Origin of the sequence: Streptosporangium sp. LJ11 (assembly GCF_051918945.1) — a bacterium.
GTDB lineage: Bacteria > Actinomycetota > Actinomycetes > Streptosporangiales > Streptosporangiaceae > Streptosporangium.
Genome location: NZ_JBPXMB010000046.1, coordinates 1 through 17,681 on the forward strand (window position 1 = coordinate 1; position 17,681 = coordinate 17,681).

14 protein-coding genes are annotated in these 17,681 nt (G+C 70.9%); all 14 read left to right on the forward strand.

Features of this window, described 5'->3' with window-relative positions:
- The first annotated feature begins 386 nt into the window (after positions 1-386).
- The 14 genes from ACTOQ3_RS40815 (at position 387) to rpmA (ending at position 17,611) form a co-directional block, all read left to right on the forward strand.
- Complete coding sequence (locus ACTOQ3_RS40815; RefSeq protein ID WP_440089233.1) at positions 387-1,679, forward strand: bifunctional folylpolyglutamate synthase/dihydrofolate synthase; 1,293 nt, start codon at positions 387-389, stop codon at positions 1,677-1,679.
- Positions 1,680-1,841: 162 nt separating this feature from the next.
- The gene (locus ACTOQ3_RS40820; RefSeq protein ID WP_440089235.1) at positions 1,842-2,180 is read left to right on the forward strand and encodes a DUF4233 domain-containing protein; all 339 of its coding nucleotides are present in this window, start codon (positions 1,842-1,844) and stop codon (positions 2,178-2,180) included.
- 68 nt (positions 2,181-2,248) lie between these two features.
- The gene (locus ACTOQ3_RS40825; RefSeq protein WP_440089236.1) at positions 2,249-4,180 is read left to right on the forward strand and encodes a hypothetical protein; all 1,932 of its coding nucleotides are present in this window, start codon (positions 2,249-2,251) and stop codon (positions 4,178-4,180) included.
- Between the two features lie 91 nt (positions 4,181-4,271).
- A complete protein-coding gene (gene ndk, locus ACTOQ3_RS40830) occupies positions 4,272-4,682 on the forward strand; it encodes a nucleoside-diphosphate kinase (protein WP_362869443.1) in 411 nt (136 codons plus the stop codon).
- A 191-nt stretch (positions 4,683-4,873) separates the two neighbouring features.
- Positions 4,874-5,905 (forward strand): rod shape-determining protein, encoded by a 1,032-nt coding sequence (locus ACTOQ3_RS40835; protein WP_436764047.1) that lies wholly within the window; start codon positions 4,874-4,876, stop codon positions 5,903-5,905.
- Positions 5,905-6,873, forward strand: a complete 969-nt coding sequence (gene mreC, locus ACTOQ3_RS40840; protein ID WP_440089238.1) for a rod shape-determining protein MreC — start codon at positions 5,905-5,907, stop codon at positions 6,871-6,873. Before ACTOQ3_RS40835 ends, mreC begins: the two co-directional genes overlap by 1 nt.
- A 4-nt stretch (positions 6,874-6,877) precedes the next feature.
- Positions 6,878-7,405, forward strand: coding sequence for a rod shape-determining protein MreD (mreD, locus tag ACTOQ3_RS40845; RefSeq protein ID WP_440089240.1), 528 nt, complete (start codon positions 6,878-6,880; stop codon positions 7,403-7,405).
- Between the two features lie 118 nt (positions 7,406-7,523).
- A complete protein-coding gene (gene mrdA / locus ACTOQ3_RS40850) occupies positions 7,524-9,587 on the forward strand; it encodes a penicillin-binding protein 2 (RefSeq protein WP_440089242.1) in 2,064 nt (687 codons plus the stop codon).
- 184 nt (positions 9,588-9,771) lie between these two features.
- The gene (rodA, locus tag ACTOQ3_RS40855) at positions 9,772-10,935 is read left to right on the forward strand and encodes a rod shape-determining protein RodA (protein ID WP_440089244.1); all 1,164 of its coding nucleotides are present in this window, start codon (positions 9,772-9,774) and stop codon (positions 10,933-10,935) included.
- Between the two features lie 120 nt (positions 10,936-11,055).
- Positions 11,056-12,966, forward strand: coding sequence for a TIGR03960 family B12-binding radical SAM protein (locus ACTOQ3_RS40860; RefSeq protein WP_440089245.1), 1,911 nt, complete (start codon positions 11,056-11,058; stop codon positions 12,964-12,966).
- 100 nt (positions 12,967-13,066) lie between these two features.
- Positions 13,067-13,846: a TIGR03936 family radical SAM-associated protein gene (locus tag ACTOQ3_RS40865; protein WP_362847973.1), complete on the forward strand. Its 780-nt coding sequence runs from the start codon at positions 13,067-13,069 to the stop codon at positions 13,844-13,846.
- Between the two features lie 97 nt (positions 13,847-13,943).
- On the forward strand, positions 13,944-16,823 hold the full coding sequence (locus ACTOQ3_RS40870) for an Rne/Rng family ribonuclease (protein ID WP_440089247.1): 2,880 nt from the start codon (positions 13,944-13,946) through the stop codon (positions 16,821-16,823).
- Between the two features lie 208 nt (positions 16,824-17,031).
- Positions 17,032-17,334, forward strand: a complete 303-nt coding sequence (gene rplU, locus ACTOQ3_RS40875; RefSeq protein WP_030924785.1) for a 50S ribosomal protein L21 — start codon at positions 17,032-17,034, stop codon at positions 17,332-17,334.
- A gap of 19 nt (positions 17,335-17,353) precedes the next feature.
- Positions 17,354-17,611, forward strand: coding sequence for a 50S ribosomal protein L27 (rpmA, locus tag ACTOQ3_RS40880; RefSeq protein WP_030924780.1), 258 nt, complete (start codon positions 17,354-17,356; stop codon positions 17,609-17,611).
- Positions 17,612-17,681 lie beyond the last annotated feature (70 nt).

A 17,681-nucleotide genomic window follows, 5' to 3' on the forward strand; every position in this document is an offset into this window, starting at 1 on the left:
TCACCGCCGGACAATCTTTTGAGGGCCTCCACCGTTGGTGGGGGCCCTCAGGCATGTCCGGACCCTTTTTCCGGCCTCTTTCCCGCGGCCCTCTCCGGGACCTGCCGGTGACTTTTTCCGGGGCCTGCCCGCCACCGCTTTCGGGGGCCTGCCGGCGACCCGTTCCGGGGCCTGTTCGGGACTGTTGCGGGGTCTGCTCGGGGCCCTGTGCGACACCTTCCCAGCGGCCTCCGCCCAGGTATGGTCTTGCGCTTGGATTTCTCGGCCTGTGGAGTTTTATGTGACACGGGGTCCGCGTTGCACCAGCCTTTACAGCCCTGTCCGGGACCCGCCCGGAACGTCAGTAGGCTGGAGACGTGGAATATCGAGCGGTTGAACAAGCGATCATGCAGCGTGGCGTCGAGTGGAACTTCGAGCCCAGCCTCGACAGGATCGCCGCGCTCGTGGATCTGCTCGGCTCTCCGCAGCACTCCTATCCCGTGGTGCACGTGGCCGGTACGAACGGCAAGTCGAGTACGACCCGGATGATCGAAGCACTTCTGCGTGAGCGCAACCTGCGGGTCGGCCGCTTCACCAGCCCTCACCTCGTTTCCATGCGCGAACGCATCAGCGTGGACGGCGCCCCGCTCAGCGAGGAGCGCTTCGTCGAGGTGTACGAGGACATCGCGCCCTACCTGGAGATGGTGGACGCCCAGGGGCGGCGGCTCTCCTTCTTCGAGACCCTCACCGCGATGGCGTTCGCCGCCTTCGCCGACGCTCCGGTGGACGTCGCGGTCATCGAGACGGGAATGGGGGGCATCACCGACGCCACCAACGTCGCCGACGGTGCCGTGGCGGTCATCACGCCCATCTCCCTCGACCACGTCGACTACCTCGGGCCCGACGTCGAGACGATCGCCGGGGAGAAGGCCGGCATCATCAAACCCGGTGCGACCGCGGTGCTCGCGCAGCAGGAGCTTCCCGCGGCCTCGGTGCTGATGAGGCAGGCGGCCGACACCGGTGCCACCGTGGCACGTGAGGGGCTGGAGTTCGGCGTGCTGAGCAGGGAGCTCGCCATCGGTGGGCAACTGCTCCGGCTCAAGGGGCTCAAGGGAACGTACGAGGACATCCTGCTTCCCCTGTACGGTGCCCACCAGGCGAGCAACGCCGCCTGCGCGCTGGCCGCGGTGGAGGCGCTGACCGGCGGGGACGAGCCTCTGGACGCGGAGCTGGTGCGGCAGGCGTTCCTGCAGGTGCGTTCGCCCGGCAGGCTCGAGGTGGTTCGCCGGGGGCCAACGGTGGTCGTCGACGCCGCGCACAACCCGGCGGGGATGCGGGCCAGCCTGGACGCCGTGCAGGAGTCCTTCGACTTCGCGAAGCTCATCGGCGTGGTGGCGGTGTTCGAGGACAAGGACGTCCAGGGCATCCTGGAACTGCTGGAACCGATGATGGACGAGATCGTGGTGACCAGGAACTCCTCGCCGAGGTCCATGGACGTGGACGATCTCGCCGCGCTGGCCGAGGAGATCTTCGGTCTTGACCGGGTGTACCAGGTCGAGCGGCTGGACAGCGCGATCGACCGGGCGATCGGCCTGGTCGACGCCATGGGCGAGTTCAGCGGGGCGGGGGTGCTGATCACCGGGTCGGTGGTGACCGCCGGTGACGCACGGCTCCTGCTCAAGGCGGACGAAGCGCAGTGAGCGGCCGGGTCAGGGTGAGCGACGAGACGCGGTACCCGGGCAGAGCGCGCCGGGTGGACGCGACGCGGTGAAAGAACGAGACGCAGTGGGACGACACAGCAGGACGAGCCGGCCGGGCACGGCGGGTGGGACATGGCCGAGGCGACTCTGGAGGAGCGGAAAATGATCACGGTCACTCCGGGGATGAGACGTCTCTGCGCCAGCGTGCTCGGTATGGAGGCGATAGTCGTTGGCCTGTTCACGCCGGTCGCCATCAACACGCAGGGGATCGAACCGGCCGTCGCGGCCACCGTCGGCCTTGGCCTGGCGTTCCTTTGCGTGGTGGTGATAGGTCTGCTCAAGCGGCCTTTCGCCTATGTCGCGGGGAGCGTGATCCAGGTGCTCGCCATCGCGTCCGGCCTCATGGTCCCGACCATGTTCTTCCTCGGAGCGCTCTTCGCCGCGCTGTGGATCACAGCGATATTCGTCGCTCGCCGTGTCGAGGGCGTGACTTCTCGCTAAAGTCGGCCAACATGGCCGTCCCTCCCATCCAACCGACTCGGGCGGTGTCCACCGGGCCCACGGGCCTGGTGCGCGCACTCCGTGTCTCCCTGATGCTCGACGTCGTCCTCGGACTGCTCGTCGCGGTAGTGCTGCCGCTGGCGATCGTCGCCATCCCCAACACCATCTCGGTGGTCGCCGCCCTCCTGCCGCCGGACATCTCGCAGATAGCGATGATCAGGGCGCACGGGCTGGCGCTTCCCGCGATGGTCCTGACCGTGCCGGTGGCGGCGGTGGCCGTGCACCGGATGAGGGCGGCCCCGATGATGGTCGCGGGGCTGACCCTGCTCGCCTTCGCCGACGCGGCCGGCGGGTACGCCGGGTCCACGGCGCTGGTGGGGGTCCTGCGGGTCCTGCACGGGGTCGGTGCGGGCCTGCTGGTCCCGGCCACCTTGATGGCCGTGTGGGGGCGTTCGGTGCTCCTGAGGGCCGTGTGGGCGGCCGCGTTGACGGCGAGCCTCCTGGCCGCCCAGGCGCTCGCCCTGTGGCCCCTCGACCAGGTCGACTCCTGGCGGGTCACCCTCCAGCCGTACCCGATGCTCACCGGGGTCGCGCTCGTGCTCGCCGCGCTCTACCTGGTGCTGTGGCTGAAGGAAGGCGAGGGTGCCGGTCCCGTGCGGGTCGTCGCGGAACGCGGGCGCACGCTGTGGGTGGTGGTGCCCGCCGCGGGCGTCGCGGCCCTCGCCCTGGGCAGCACGTTCGACTGGTCGCCGAGCCTGGTGATCCGCGCGGCGCTGGTATCCGTCGTCGTCCTGCTGGCCCTGGCCTCCTCCGGCGCCTCGAAGGGCGCTGTCGGCCGGGCGCCGGCCCACGTGATGGTCGCGGTCGGCGTCGTCGCCCTGCCGACCGCCGCTCAGATCACCTACGTCGAACTCGGCGGGCTGGGAGGCCCCGGCCTGTCCGGTCTGTGGCCGGCTTTCGCGATCGCCGCGCTGGTGGGCCTCCTGTCCGCCGCGCTGGCGAACCGGTTGGGTCACCCGGCCATGCCCATGGTCACCGCGGGCGGGCTCGTGGTGATGGTCGCGGGCCTGTGCGCCGTGCGGCTGTTCCTTCCCGCCCCGGGCGGGCTCCCGCTGATCCTCCCGTTCGCGCTGCTCGCGGGCGGTGCCTCGGTGGCGCTCACCGGCGCGCTGCGCTCCTGTGGCGAGGGGGCCGCGCTCCTGGCGCTGTCGTTGTTCTTTCCCGCGGTGCTCGTGGGCTTCCTGCTGGGCAGCGGTGTCCAGGTCACCCGCCTGGAGGAGGCCACGACCCCGCAGGCGCTGGTCGACGGGTTCGTGGACGCCCTGCATCTGTGGGCGCTGATCGGGGGCGGCCTGGTGCTCGTGGTGATCGTGCTCGGCGCCGTCCTGGCCCGTCTCCTGCCCGGCACCCCGGTGAGCACCTGGGATATGAGGGACGGGAGGGATGGGAGAGATGCGCGAGACACCCCGGCCGGTACGGCTGGCGTCTCCTCCGGCGCGGGTTCCGCCTCCGGGCTGGTGCCCTCCCCGGCGGGGGAGGTCGATCTCGCCGGCGGCGCGTGGCCGGCCGCGACGGCGTCAGGACCTCCCAAGCAGGCCGGACCCGCCAACCAGACCGGGCGGACCGGGCAGCCCAAGCAGGGCGGGCAGAGCGGGCAGTCGGAACGGGACGGGCAGGCCGAGCAGGTGAGACACGCGGTGGTGCGGCCGCGCTCCGAGGCCGCGGCCGCACCGCAGCCGCAGGTCAGCCCGGATCTCGAGGCCGGACCCATGGCGGCGACCGAATCCATGAGCGGGTCCATGGCCGTCAGCGGGGGCGGGCACGGGGCGGGCAAGGGCGGCAGGCCCAGGCCCCGGCACGAGCCCGACCGCGTCCCCGAGCGCGACCCTGAGCCGGAGACGGAGACCGAGCAGGAGAAGGTCGTCGCGCCGCCCGTGGTGGTGCCACCGCCCGCGCCCTCGCCCGAGGACGGCCCGGGGAACGGGCCCGCCCTCCAGTGACCTCGCCGACCACGGGGAATCGCGCGAAGGACGGTAAACTTCGCGCGATTACCGCAGTCCGCGACCCATACATGTTCAAAGGAGAACTTCAGTGTCCGAGCGCACCCTTGTCCTGATCAAGCCCGACGGTGTGGCACGTGGTCTCATCGGCGATGTGATCGCCCGTGTCGAGCGCAAGGGTCTGAAGGTCGTGGCGCTGGAGCTGCGCACCCTGGACGTCGACACCGCCAAGGCGCACTACGCCGAGCACTCCGAGCGGCCGTTCTTCGGCGAGCTGGTGGAGTTCATCACCTCCGGCCCGCTGGTCGCGCTGGTGCTCGAGGGGCCGCGCGCCATCGAGGCCTTCCGCGGTCTCGCCGGCCTCACCGACCCCGTCAAGTCCGCGCCCGGCACCATCCGCGGCGATCACGCCCTGGAGATCGGCGAGAACGTCGTCCACGGTTCCGACTCTCCCGAGTCCGCCGCAAGGGAGATCAAGATCTTCTTCCCGGATCGCTTCTAGACGCACGCTTTCGCCGCGTTTGCCGGGCCCCGCCGTCCTTGTGGACGGCGGGGCCCGGTGTATTCGGCCAACCCAAGATTTTGCTGCGGCAGGCCGCCTCATTGCGCTCAATGGTGGGTACGTCACGTTACGATTCGAGTGCGTTCCGTAGTTTTCGCCGACGACCTGACGGAAGGAGGCCGGCCTTCCTCATGGGCAGCAATCTTGCTTTTCTGGGCCGTGACATGGCGGTCGACCTCGGCACCGCGAACACCCTCGTGTACGTGCGAGGCCGCGGGATCGTGCTCAACGAGCCGTCCGTCGTGGCGATCAACACCGCGACGGGGAAGATCGTGGCTGTTGGCATCGAGGCCAAGCGGATGATAGGCCGCACTCCTGGCAACATCGTGGCCATCCGCCCGCTCAAGGACGGCGTCATCGCCGACTTCGACGTCACCGAGCGCATGCTGCGCTATTTCATCCAGCGGGTGCACAAGCGCCGCCACTTCGCCAAGCCGCGCATCATCATCGCCGTGCCGAGCGGGATCACCGGGGTCGAGCAGCGAGCGGTCAAGGAGGCCGGTTACCAGGCGGGCGCGCGCAGGGTCTACATCGTCGAGGAGCCCATGGCCGCCGCGATCGGCGCCGGGCTCCCGGTGCACGAGCCCACCGGCAACATGGTGATCGACATAGGCGGTGGCACCACCGAGGTGGCGATCATCTCGATGGGTGGCGTGGTCACCAGCCAGTCGATCAGGGTGGGCGGCGACGAGATGGACCAGGCGATCATCGCCTTCGCCAAGAAGGAGCACTCGCTCATGCTCGGCGAGCGCACCGCCGAGGAGATCAAGATGGCCATCGGCTCCGCGTGCATGCTCCCCGAGGAGAGTCACGCCGAGATCCGGGGCCGCGACCTGGTCAGCGGCCTGCCCAAGACGATCGTGGTGTCGGCAGCGGAGATCCGCAAGGCCATCGAGGAGCCGTTGAACGTGATCGTCGACGCGGTCAAGACGACGCTCGACAAGTGCCCGCCCGAGCTTTCCGGAGACCTGATGGACCGCGGGATCGCCCTCACCGGGGGCGGGGCGCTCCTCAAGGGCATGGACGAGCGGCTGAAGGCCGAGACCGGCATGCCGATCCACCTCGTCGACAACGCCCTCGACTCCGTCGCGCTCGGCTCGGGCAAGTGCGTCGAGGACTTCGACGCCTTGCAGCAGGTCCTGGTTCCCGAGCCGCGGCACTGATGAAGGACACCCGCCGGGCACGGGTCAACCTGGGGCTGCTGCTGGCCGCCGCGCTCGTGCTCGTGACCATCGACCACCGTTCGGTCACGGAGTCGCCGTTCGGTCCGCTCAGGACGGCGGGCACGACGCTGTTCGGCGCCGCGGAGAGCGCGGGGGCGGGCCTCGTGCGGCCGGTCGGCGAGTTCTTCGAGACGATGGCCGGGGCTCCCTCGGCGCGCGCTCGTATCGAGCGGCTGCGCGCGGAGAACCAGCGGCTCAGGCACGACCTGGCGGCGCAGAGCCTCGATCGGGGGCGATCCCGGGAGCTTCGCAGGCTGCTCGGTGTCGCGGGGACCGGCGGATACCGGATCCTGCCCACCCAGGTGATCGCCCGGCGCGGCGCCCCCGGTTTCGAGGATGCCGTCGAACTCGACGTGGGACGCGCCGACGGGGTGCGCCCGGAGATGACCGTGCTGAACGCCGACGGCCTGGTCGGCAGGGTGGTCCAGGTGGGCCCGTCCACTTCGACGGTGGTCCTGCTCAGCGACCCCGCCTCGGCGGCGGGGGCCCGGCTGGAGGGCAGCAACGAGATCGGGGTGGTGCACGGCGTGGGGGAGCACGGCCGCCTGGTCCGCTTCCGGCTGCTCGACTCGACCGCGCCGATCACCCCGGGCCACCGCATCGTGAGTTTCGGCTCCCAGCGTGGCGCGCCGTACGTGGCGGGGGTGCCGATCGGGGTGGTGGAGCGGGTGGAGGCCACGCCGGGTGAGCTGACCCGCATCGCGTACGCGCGGCCGTCCGCCGATCTCACCGCGCTGGACGTGGTCGGCGTGGTGGTACGGGCGCCGCACCGCGACCCGCGTGACGCGGTGCTCCCGCCCGGTCCGCGCGAGACGAGGGCATCGACGCCGGAGCGGTCCACGCCACGCTCACCCGACTCCGGCCCGCGTGAGGCGGAGGCTCCTCGCGGCCGGCGAGAGGGGGCCTGACGGGATGGGCCGCAACGCGGCCTTCGGGCTGCTGCTCCTGGGGATCATGATCGTCCAGGTGACCGTCGTCAACAGGCTGCCGCTGCCCGGGCATGCCGCACCGGATCTGGTGCTGCTCGCCGTGGTGGGGTACGCGCTGGCGCGCGGGGCCGCCGCGGGGGCGGTCATGGGCTTCGCCACCGGGCTCGTCAGCGACCTGCTGCCACCGGCGGCGCACCTGCTCGGGCACAACGCGCTCGTGCTCTGCCTCATGGGCTTCATGGCGGGACGCGCGGTGGAGAGCCGGCCGGGCGCGGAGCCCCTCGCGGCGATGGCCTGCGCGGTCGCCGGCCCCGTGGTCGCCCTGGTGACAGGCGCGCTGGTGGGGGATCCGCGGACCGGGGTCTCCATGCTGACGACGGTGTTGCCACAGGCGATGGCCTACAACCTGCTCGCCGCGCCACCCGTGGTGTGGATGGTGCGAAGGCTCGTCCGAGGGCCGGAGTCGCGCCCCATCCGGGTGCCCCGGCACGTCATGCGGAGTCGCCTATGAGGCCACGTACGCGGCCTCGCACGCCGTGGGGTCGCGGCGGGTCTCGCCGCGGGGGGAGCGGGAGGCCGGGCGGGTCGGGGGTCGGGGGTTCCGGCCGGGTGCGCGGGGAGGATGGGGCATGGGCCTGATGCGGGGGCGGCTGGTCGTGGTGCAGGTGCTGGTGGTGTCGATTCTGGCGCTGCTCGCCGTAAGGCTCTGGCAGGTGCAGGTGGTGCGCGGTACGGAGTACGTGAAGGCCGCGACCGAGACGCGCACGCGTGACGTCGTCGTTCCCGCGGTGCGCGGGCAGATCCTCGACGCGACGGGCCGTCCGCTGGTGCGCAACCGGACCACGCTGGTGGTCTCGGTCGACCGTACGCGCCTGAACCGGATGGCGGGCAACGGTGAGGAGGTGCTCCAGAGGCTGGCCGGCGTGCTCGGCCGCCGTCCCACCGAGCTGCGGGAGCGGATCAGGGCGTGCGGCCCCGGGATCGCCCGCCCCTGCTGGCCGGGGTCCCCGTACCAGCCGATCCCCATCGACGTCGACGTCACCACGCGCGAGGCCCTGCAGATCCTGGAGCGGCAGGAGGAGTTCCCCGGGGTCACGGCCGAGGTGCAGGCGGTGCGGGAGTATCCGCGCAAGGGCGCGGGCGCGCAGGCGCTCGGCTACCTGCAGCCGATCACGCAGGAGGAGCTGGACAGGCGCGACGGGCTCAGGGCGGCGTTCTCCGGGGTCGACCTGGTGGGCAGGGACGGCCTGGAGTCGGTCTACGACGTGCCGCTGCGGGGGACGCCGGGGATGCGGCGGGTGCAGGTCGACCGGCTCGGCAAGGTCATCGGGGTGGAGCGGCACGTGTCGCCGATCCCGGGCGACACGCTCATCACCAGCATCGACGCCAGGGTGCAGACCCTGGCCGAGAAGGCGCTGGCCGAGGCGATGAAGGGCGCGCCCAAGGCCGACGGGGCGGCGGCGGTGGTGCTGGACGCGAGGACCAGCCGGGTGATCGCGCTGGCCAGCGCGCCGACGTACGATCCGGCGGTCTGGAGCGGGGGCATCTCCGAGACGGAGTACCAGCGCCTGCTGTCCGGCAAGACCGGCAAGCCGCTGGTGTCGAGGGCGATCAAGGGCGAGTTCGCGCCCGGTTCGACGTTCAAGGTGTCGTCGGTGTCGGCGATGCTCAGGGACGGCTACCCGCTGCACGGCAAGTACGACTGCCCGGGGTCCTTCATGGTGGGCGACCGGCCGTTCAACAACTTCCGCGGCATCGGGCTGGGCGTCCTCAACCTGCACATGGCGCTGGTGAAGTCGTGCGACACGATCTTCTACCGGGCGGCGTACGAGCAGTGGCTGCGCGACGGCGGGCTCAATCCCAAGGGGAGGCCCAAGGAGCCGATGGCGAACATGGCGCGCGCCTACGGGTTCGGCCGCCCCACGGGCATCGACCTGCCGGGCGAGTCACCGGGCAGGATCCCCGACCGGGCGTGGAAGAAGGCGCTCTGGGCGGTGACCAAGGAGGACAACTGCAGGCGGTCCAAGACCGGCTATCCGGAGGTGGCCAAGAGCAGTCCCAGCAGGGCCGCGTTCCTCAAGCGGCTGGCGTACGAGAACTGCCTGGAGGGATTCCAGTGGCGGCCGGGTGACGCCGCCAACTTCTCCATCGGGCAGGGCGACGTGCTGGTGACGCCGCTGCAGCTGGCGGCGGCCTACGCGGCGCTGGTCGGGGACGGCAAGCTGCGCAGCCCCAGGGTGGGCTGGGCGCTGGTGCGTCCCGACGGCACCAAGGTCAAGGAGATCAAGGTGCCGGTCGTGGGAAAGCTGCCGATCACGCGGGAGGAGCGGGCCTACATCAAGGGCGCGCTGAGCGAGGTCGCCTCCGACGGCACCGCGGCCGGGGCCTTCTCGGGGTTCCCCATGGACAAGATCAAGATTGGTGGGAAGACCGGCACCGCCGAGGTCTACGGCAAGGCCGACACGTCCTGGTTCGCCTCGTTCGCCCCGACGGACAAGCCGCGGTTCGTGATCGTCGTCATGGTGTCCCAGGGCGGGATGGGCGGTCAGACCGCGGCTCCGGCGGTACGGAAGATCTACGAGGGCATCTACGGCTTCAAGCCCGACGGGAAGCCGTCCTCCTCGGTCCTGCCGGGCGGGCGCCCGGCGAGGGCGCTCCCGGTGATCGCCAAGGACGGGACGGTGTCGCGATGACGACCTCGATGACGCCGGCGGCGCCGGCGCCTGCGCGGGAGGGAACATTCGCGCGGACGTCCACGGGCGTGCCCGCCGCGGTGCCCGCCGCGATGTCTGTCATGGTGTCCGCGGTGGGGCTCGCGGGGGTGCCGGTGGTGACCGTCGCGACGGCGTCGGCGGTGACGTCCGCCGGGGAGGCGGCGTGAACCGGGCGGCCGCGCCGCCGAGGGCGTCCCTGGCCGGCCGGACGGTGGCGGCCGCCTCCACGGTGGGCCGGATGGACGGGCTGATGCTGGTCGCCGTCGCCGCGCTGGCGGTGATCGGCACGATGCTGGTCTGGTCGTCGACCAGGACGTGGGCGGCCGGCTCCACGGGGCTGGTCAAGAAGCACATCCTCAACCTCGTCATCGGTGCCGTGCTGGCCGGTACGGCCGCGATGGTGGACCACCGGGCGCTGCGGGTCTTCGCGCCGCTGATCTACGGCGCGACGCTGGTCGGGCTGATCCTGGTGATCACGCCGCTCGGCAGCACCGTGAACGGCGCCCACTCGTGGATCATGCTGGGCGGCGGTTTCGCGTTCCAGCCGTCGGAGTTCGCCAAGCTCGGACTGGTGCTGATGCTCGCCATGCTGCTGGCACAACCCGTCAGGGGCACCGACCGGCCGCGCGGTTTCGACGTCGTGATCGCGCTGGTGGTGTCCATGTTCACCATGGGCCTGGTGATGCTCCAGCCCGACCTGGGCACCACGATGGTCATCGGGGTGATCACTGCCGGCACGATCGTCGTGGCGGGGGTCCGCAAGCGCTGGATCGCCGGGCTCACCCTCAGCGTGGTCGGCGCGGGGGTGGCCGTGTGGTTCCTCGACGTCCTGGAGCCGTACCAGATCGCCCGGTTCACCGCGTTCCTCAACCCGGCCAGCGATCCGCGCGGCGTCGGCTACAACAGCACCCAGTCGCTGATCGCGATCGGGTCGGGGGAGGTGTTCGGCAAGGGGCTGTTCGGGGGTGGCCAGACCACCGGCCGTTTCGTGCCCGAGCAGCACACCGACTTCATCTTCACGGTGGCGGGGGAGGAGTTCGGTTTCCTCGGCTCGGTCACCGTGGTGGCGCTGCTCGGGGTGATCCTGGTGCGCGGGGTGCGGATCGCGCGCGAGTGTGACGACCGGTTCGGCGCGCTGGTGGCCGGTTCGATCGTGTGCTGGCTGGCCTTCCAGTCGTTCGTCAACATCGGGATGACCATCGGGATCATGCCCATCACCGGTCTTCCCCTGCCGTTCGTCTCCTACGGCGGCACCGCCACCTTCGCCAACATGATCGCCTTCGGCCTGCTCCAGGCGATCCACATGCGCAGGCAGCCGCTCCGGTGACCGTTTCGGCGCCCTTTCCGCGTTCGCACCGCCCGTGAGGAGCCGCGTCACCGGCCCGGCTCGCCGTGAGCGGGCGACGACCGCCTGTGGCACCCTCTCCAGGCGGATATTCTTGAAGGCATGTCTGTCGAGTCGCTGTTTCCCCGCCTGGAAGCGCTCCTGCCCAGGGTGCAGAAGCCGATCCAGTATGTCGGAGGTGAGCTCAACTCGACCGTCAAGGACTGGGACGAGGCCACGGTCCGCTGGGCGCTGATGTATCCGGACGCCTACGAGGTCGGGCTGCCCAACCAGGGCGTCCAGATTCTCTACGAGATCCTCAACGAGCTGCCGGAGACGCTGGCCGAGCGGACCTACGCGGTCTGGCCCGACCTCGAGGCGCTCATGCGCTCCGAGGGCGTGCCCCAGTTCACGGTCGACGCGCACCGGCCCGTACGGGCGTTCGACGTGCTCGGGCTCTCCTTCTCGACCGAGCTCGGCTACACCAACATGCTGACCGCGCTGGATCTGGCGGGCATCCCGCTGGAGGCGGCCGACCGGGGCGAGGACGACCCGATCGTGCTGGCCGGCGGTCACGCGGCGTTCAACCCCGAGCCGATCGCCGACTTCCTCGACGCCGCCGTGCTGGGCGACGGGGAGCAGATCGCCATCGCGATCACCGAGGTCATCCGCGAGTGGAAGGCCGAGGGCAGGCCCGGCGGGCGCGACGGGCTGCTGATGCGGCTGGCCGAGTCCGGCGGGGTCTACGTGCCGAAGTTCTACGACGTCGACTACCACGCCGACGGCCGGATCCAGCGCGTCGCGCCCAACAGGTCGGGCGTGCCGTGGCGGATCCACAAGCACACCGTGATGGACCTGGACGAGTGGCCCTATCCCAAGAAGCCGCTTGTCCCGCTGGCCGAGACCGTGCACGAGCGGTTCAGCGTGGAGATCTTCCGCGGGTGCACCCGGGGGTGCCGGTTCTGCCAGGCCGGCATGATCACCCGTCCGGTGCGGGAGCGCTCGATCACCACGATCGGCGACATGGTCGAGGCGGGCGTCAAGGCGTCCGGCTTCAACGAGGTCGGCCTGCTGTCGCTCTCCTCGGCCGACCACTCCGAGATCGGCGAGGTCGCCAAGGGGCTGGCCGACCGCTACGAGGGCACCAACACCTCCCTGTCGCTGCCCTCGACCCGGGTCGACGCCTTCAACATCGACCTGGCGAACGAGTTCTCCCGCAACGGCCGCCGCTCGGGCCTGACGTTCGCCCCGGAGGGCGGTTCCGAGCGGATGCGCAAGGTGATCAACAAGATGGTCACCGAGGAAGACCTGATCAGGACGGTCACCACCGCGTACACCCAGGGCTGGCGGCAGGTGAAGCTCTACTTCATGTGCGGCCTGCCCACCGAGGAGGACGCCGACGTCCAGGGCATCGCCGACCTGGCCAAGAAGGTCATCAAGGCGGGCCGCGAGGCCACCGGGTCGCGCGACGTCCGCTGCACGGTCTCCATCGGCGGTTTCGTTCCCAAGCCGCACACCCCGTTCCAGTGGGCCGGCCAGGCCGACCACGAGACGGTCGACCGCAGGCTCAAGGCCTTGAAGGACGCCCTGCGCGGCGACCGGGACTACGGACGTGCCATCGGCCTTCGCTACCACGACGGCAAGCCCTCGATCGTGGAGGGCCTGCTCTCCCGGGGAGACCGCCGGGTCGGGAAGGTCATCCGCGCGGTGTGGGCGGGGGGCGGCCGGTTCGACGGCTGGAGCGAGCACTTCTCCTACCAGCGCTGGATGGACGCCGCCGCCGAGGTCGGCGTCGACGTCGACTGGTACACCACGCGCGAGCGCGAGGAGAACGAGGTCCTGCCCTGGGACCACCTCGACGCCGGTCTCGACCGCGAGTGGCTCTGGCAGGACTGGCAGGACGCGGTCAACGACGTCGAGGTCGAGGACTGCCGCTGGACCCCGTGTTACGACTGCGGCGTCTGCCCCACGATGGGGACCGAGATCCAGATCGGGCCCACCGGGAAGAAGCTGCTGCCACTGACGGTTGTCTGAGGTGGGCGGTGCGTGAGCACCGCTCCCGAAACGACGACCACGACTTGGGAAGGACGACACCACCCTGAAACCCGCTCCCGACGGGCCGCCGCCCGCGCCCGTGGTGCAGCGCCTGCGCGTGCGCTACGCCAAGCGCGGCCGCCTGCGCTTCACCAGTCACCGCGACATCACCAGGGCCCTCGAACGGGCGGTCCGGAGAGCCGACGTCCCGGTGGCGTTCAGCGCGGGCTTCTCGCCCCACCCGAAGATCTCCTACGTGGGAGCGGCCGCCCCCACCGGGGTCGCCAGCGAGGCCGAATACTTCGAGATCAGCGTGACGCGCGAGTGTGACCCCGAGCGGCTGCGAGCCGCCCTGGACGCCTCGCTGCCGCCCGGTCTCGACGTGCTCGACGTCGTCGAGGCGGGCTCCGCGAGCCTGGCCGACCAGATGGAGTGCTCGGCGTGGGAGCTGCGGCTGCCAGGAGCCGATCTCGCCCTCGCCGGGGCCGCGGCCGAGAAATTCGTCGCCACGGACCACATCGAGGTCGAACGCCTTACGAAGAAGGGGATGCGACGCTTCGACGCACGTGAAGCGGTGCTGAGCCTCGGGGTATTTGAGAGAACTGAGACAACAGCAGGTCAGGCGTCCAGTCAGCCATGTGTCATACTTCGCATGGTTGTACGGCACGAAACTCCTGCCGTTCGACCCGACGACGTTCTCACTGGACTGCGTCTTGTGGCTGACTTCGCGCCGCCGGTGCCCCCCGAGGTGACCAGGCTGGCGCAGGGCCCGCTGGACGTTCACACCGGTGAGCCCGCCGATCCGTTCGGCCTGGACCGCGACATCACGCGCGGCGGCGAAGCGGAACCGGTGGGCAGGCACGTCGGCGGCGACATATAGGACTTGGCGCCGGGCCCCAGGCCTGGCGGACAGTGAGAGACGAGAGCTCCCGCGCGGCGCGGAGACGCGCCCGGGAGCTGAACGGGAGAGCGCCCGCATGCTCGACAACGAGCCCATCGCCGGGGTGAACACCCCTGGCGGGGATACGACAACAGAAGACACCCGGCCGCCGGCGACCCGCCGCAGGGCGGCGAGCCGGCCCGCCGGACCTCCGCCGGAGGAGCCGGAGCCGGCCCCCGCGGTCACGGCCCCACCCGCGCCGGTCGCGCAGACCGCGCCGGTCGCGCAGACCGCGCCTGCCGCGCCGCCCGCGGCCCCCGCACCCGCGGCGGAGCCACCGGCCGAGGCGCCGGAGCCCGCGGTGGCGGCCCCCAAGCGCGCCAGCAGGCGCAAGACGGCCGTGGCGGACGGTACGACCACCACCACGCGGCGTAGCCGTGCGAAGAAGCCGGTCGCCGAGACCGCCGAGACCGTCGAGCCCGCCGAGTCCGCCGAGGCGGAGCCCGCGCCGGTCGCGGAGACGACGGCGCCCGCGGCGCCCGCGGTGGCGCCACCCGCCGTGCCGGATCCCTTCGCCGTCCCCCAGCCTTTCGCCAAGGCCGAGACCGAGGCCGAGACCGGAGCCGAGCCCGCGCCCCAGGAGGCGCCCGCCGCTCCCGCCAAGCGCACCCGTACGCGCAAGAAGGCCGCCCCGCGCGAGGCGCCGCAGGCCGAGCGGAGCGTCCCCGACGTGTCACCGGCCGAGGCGGAGGAGGAGGCCGAGGCGGAGCTGCTGCTCGACCTGCCCGCCGACGAGCCGCTCGACGACGAGCCCGCGGGCGAGGACATCGTCGAGGAGCGGTCCGTCCTGTTCGCCGACCCCTTCGGGCTGGCCGGCCAGGAACGTTCCGAGGTGCCCTCGGTGACCTTCCAGGCGCCCGCCGCGGTGTTCCAGCCGCTGTTCCAGGCCCCCGACCCGCAGCGGGCCGCTCAGGCCGCCACGCGTCCCGCGCCGGTCCAGCCCGCCGCGCCGGAGCCCGAGCCCGCCGAGACGAAGGCCGAGAAGGTCGACAGGGCCGAGAAGGCCGAGCTCGCCGAGGAGATCGAGGACGACGACTCCGACGGTGACGACGACGGCAGCGGCCGCCGGCGGCGGCGCCGCAGGGGCGGCCGGGGCCGCGGCAAGGCGCGCGACCTCGACGAGTCCGAGGAGACCGAGGCCGAGCAGGACGACGAGGAGCGGCCCGAGGCCGAGCAGGACGACGACTCGGAGAGCGGCAGCTCTCGCCGGCGTCGCCGCAGGCGGCGCAGGGGCACCGACGAGCCCGGCGACGTCCCGGACGACCCGCCGAACACGGTGGTGCGCATCCGCGCGCCCCGCGCCGGGCGCAGCACCTCGGTGGACGAGGTGCAGAGCGTGCGCGGCTCGACCCGCCTGGAGGCCAAGAAGCAGCGCCGCCGCGAGGGCCGCGAGCTCGGCCGCAGGCGTCCGCCGATCATCACCGAGTCGGAGTTCCTGGCCCGCAGGGAGTCCGTCGAGCGCATGATGGTGGTCCGCCGCACCGGCGGGCGCACCCAGATCGCGGTGCTGGAGGACGGCGTCCTCGTCGAGCACTACGTCAACCGCGAGGCGAGCCAGTCGTACGTGGGCAACGTCTACCTCGGCAAGGTGCAGAACGTCCTGCCGAGCATGGAGGCGGCGTTCGTCGACATCGGCAAGGGCCGCAACGCGGTCCTGTACGCCGGCGAGGTGAACTTCGACACCGCCGGGCTGGAAGGACAGCCCAAGCGGATCGAGGTGGCGCTGAAGTCGGGCCAGTCGGTGCTGGTGCAGGTCACCAAGGACCCGATGGGCCACAAGGGCGCACGCCTGACGAGCCAGATCAGCCTGCCGGGACGTTACCTGGTCTACGTGCCCGACGGCTCGATGACCGGCATCAGCCGCAAGCTCCCCGACAAGGAGCGCACCCGCCTCAAGAGCATCCTGAAGAAGGTCATGCCGGAGAACGCGGGGGTCATCGTCCGTACGGCCGCCGAGGGCGCGTCGGAGGACGAGCTGGCCCGCGACGTGGCCAGGCTGTCGGCGCAGTGGGAGAACATCCAGCGCAAGGCCAAGTCGGCCAGTGCGCCCGAGCTGCTCTCCTCCGAGCCCGACCTCACCGTCCGGGTGGTCCGCGACGTCTTCAACGAGGACTTCGCCTCGCTGGTCGTCGCGGGCGACGTGTGGGAGACGGTCGACGAGTACGTCCGCTACGTCGCCCCGCACCTGGTCGACCGCCTCAGCAGGTGGGAGGAGGGCGGCGACGTCTTCGCCGCGTACCGGATCGACGAGCAGATCGCCAAGGCGATGGAGCGCAAGGTCTGGCTGCCCAGCGGCGGCTCGCTGGTGATCGACAGGACCGAGGCCATGACCGTGGTCGACGTCAACACCGGCAAGTTCACCGGCCAGGGCGGCAACCTCGAGGAGACCGTCACCCGCAACAACCTGGAGGCGGCCGAGGAGATCGTCCGCCAGCTCAGGTTGCGCGACATCGGCGGCATCATCGTCATCGACTTCATCGACATGGTGCTGGAGAACAACCGGGACCTGGTGCTGCGGCGGCTGCTGGAGTGCCTGGCCCGCGACCGTACCAAGCACCAGGTGGCCGAGGTGACCTCCCTGGGCCTGGTCCAGATGACGCGCAAGCGGGTCGGCCAGGGCCTCCTGGAGGCCTTCTCCACCGTCTGTGAGTGCTGCAACGGCCGTGGCCTGCACGTCTCGTCCGAACCGGTCGAGGGTAAGCCCGAGCCGCGCGGCACCCAGGGCAAGATGGCCGTGGAGAAGGCCGTCGCGGAGAAGCTCGGCAAGGACGGTAACCACGCGGTGGCGGCCGGTGACCCCTCAGGCCGTGATACGGTGACCGATGCGCTTGACGGAGTCCAGCATGAGGACGGTCAGGCAGCACAGGCTTCTGGCCGGGGGCGGAGACGCTCCCGCAAGGCCAGGCCGGCCGATTAGACCCCGTCCCGCACAGGGACGGGGCCGAAGACCGGCACCCCCGACGTTCCGCCCGGTTCGACCAGGACACCGTCAATCCGGTACCCTGGTGAACCGGTGCGCTCATGGCGCGCCCTGTTCGCGCGCCTACCCGGTACGTCATCAATGACCACAGCCGGATGCGGGGCGCAGCATCCAGCGAGCAAGCAGTCAGAAGAAGGGTTCCGCGGTGTACGCGATCGTTCGTTGCGGCGGCAGGCAGCAGAAGGTCTCCGTCGGTGACGTCCTTGAAGTGGACAAGGTCGCCGGCGAGGTCGGTTCCACGGTTTCGCTGCCGACGGTCCTCGTCGTCAACGACGGCGACGTGACCACCGAGGCGGGCAAGTTCACGGTTGCCGCCGAGATTCTCGGTGAGACCAAGGGTCCGAAGATCCGGATTCTGAAGTACAAGAACAAGTCGGGGTACAAGAAGCGCCAGGGTCACCGCCAGCGGTACACCCAGGTGAAGATCACCGGCATCGACCAGGCCTGAGTTTCGGGAGTTTTGCGAGATGGCACACAAGAAGGGCGCGTCGTCCACTCGGAACGGCCGCGACTCCAACGCCCAGCGGCTCGGTGTGAAGCGCTTCGGCGGTCAGCTGGTCAACGCCGGCGAGATCATCGTTCGTCAGCGCGGCACCCACTTCCACCCCGGCGACAACGTCGGCCGTGGAAGTGACGACACGCTGTTCGCGCTGGCCGCGGGCCACGTTCTGTTCGGTGTCAAGCGCGGGCGCCGCGCGGTGAGCATCGTCCCGGTCGCGGAGTAGATTCGCGCCGACAGACGTTACGGCAGGGGTGGATCGCATTCATGCGGTCCACCCCTGTTCGTGTTTTCAG

What these genes read in the sequence shown, in the direction of transcription:
- mreD (WP_440089240.1), top strand. Translation starts at nt 6,878, where the DNA reads ATGGGCCGCAACGCGGCCTTCGGGCTGCTGCTCCTGGGGATCATGATC.
- ACTOQ3_RS40860 (WP_440089245.1), top strand. Translation starts at nt 11,056, where the DNA reads ATGTCTGTCGAGTCGCTGTTTCCCCGCCTGGAAGCGCTCCTGCCCAGG.
- rpmA (WP_030924780.1), top strand. Translation starts at nt 17,354, where the DNA reads ATGGCACACAAGAAGGGCGCGTCGTCCACTCGGAACGGCCGCGACTCC.
- ACTOQ3_RS40815 (WP_440089233.1), top strand. Translation starts at nt 387, where the DNA reads ATGCAGCGTGGCGTCGAGTGGAACTTCGAGCCCAGCCTCGACAGGATC.
- mrdA (WP_440089242.1), top strand. Translation starts at nt 7,524, where the DNA reads ATGGGCCTGATGCGGGGGCGGCTGGTCGTGGTGCAGGTGCTGGTGGTG.
- ACTOQ3_RS40835 (WP_436764047.1), top strand. Translation starts at nt 4,874, where the DNA reads ATGGGCAGCAATCTTGCTTTTCTGGGCCGTGACATGGCGGTCGACCTC.
- mreC (WP_440089238.1), top strand. Translation starts at nt 5,905, where the DNA reads ATGAAGGACACCCGCCGGGCACGGGTCAACCTGGGGCTGCTGCTGGCC.
- ACTOQ3_RS40820 (WP_440089235.1), top strand. Translation starts at nt 1,842, where the DNA reads ATGATCACGGTCACTCCGGGGATGAGACGTCTCTGCGCCAGCGTGCTC.
- ACTOQ3_RS40870 (WP_440089247.1), top strand. Translation starts at nt 13,944, where the DNA reads ATGCTCGACAACGAGCCCATCGCCGGGGTGAACACCCCTGGCGGGGAT.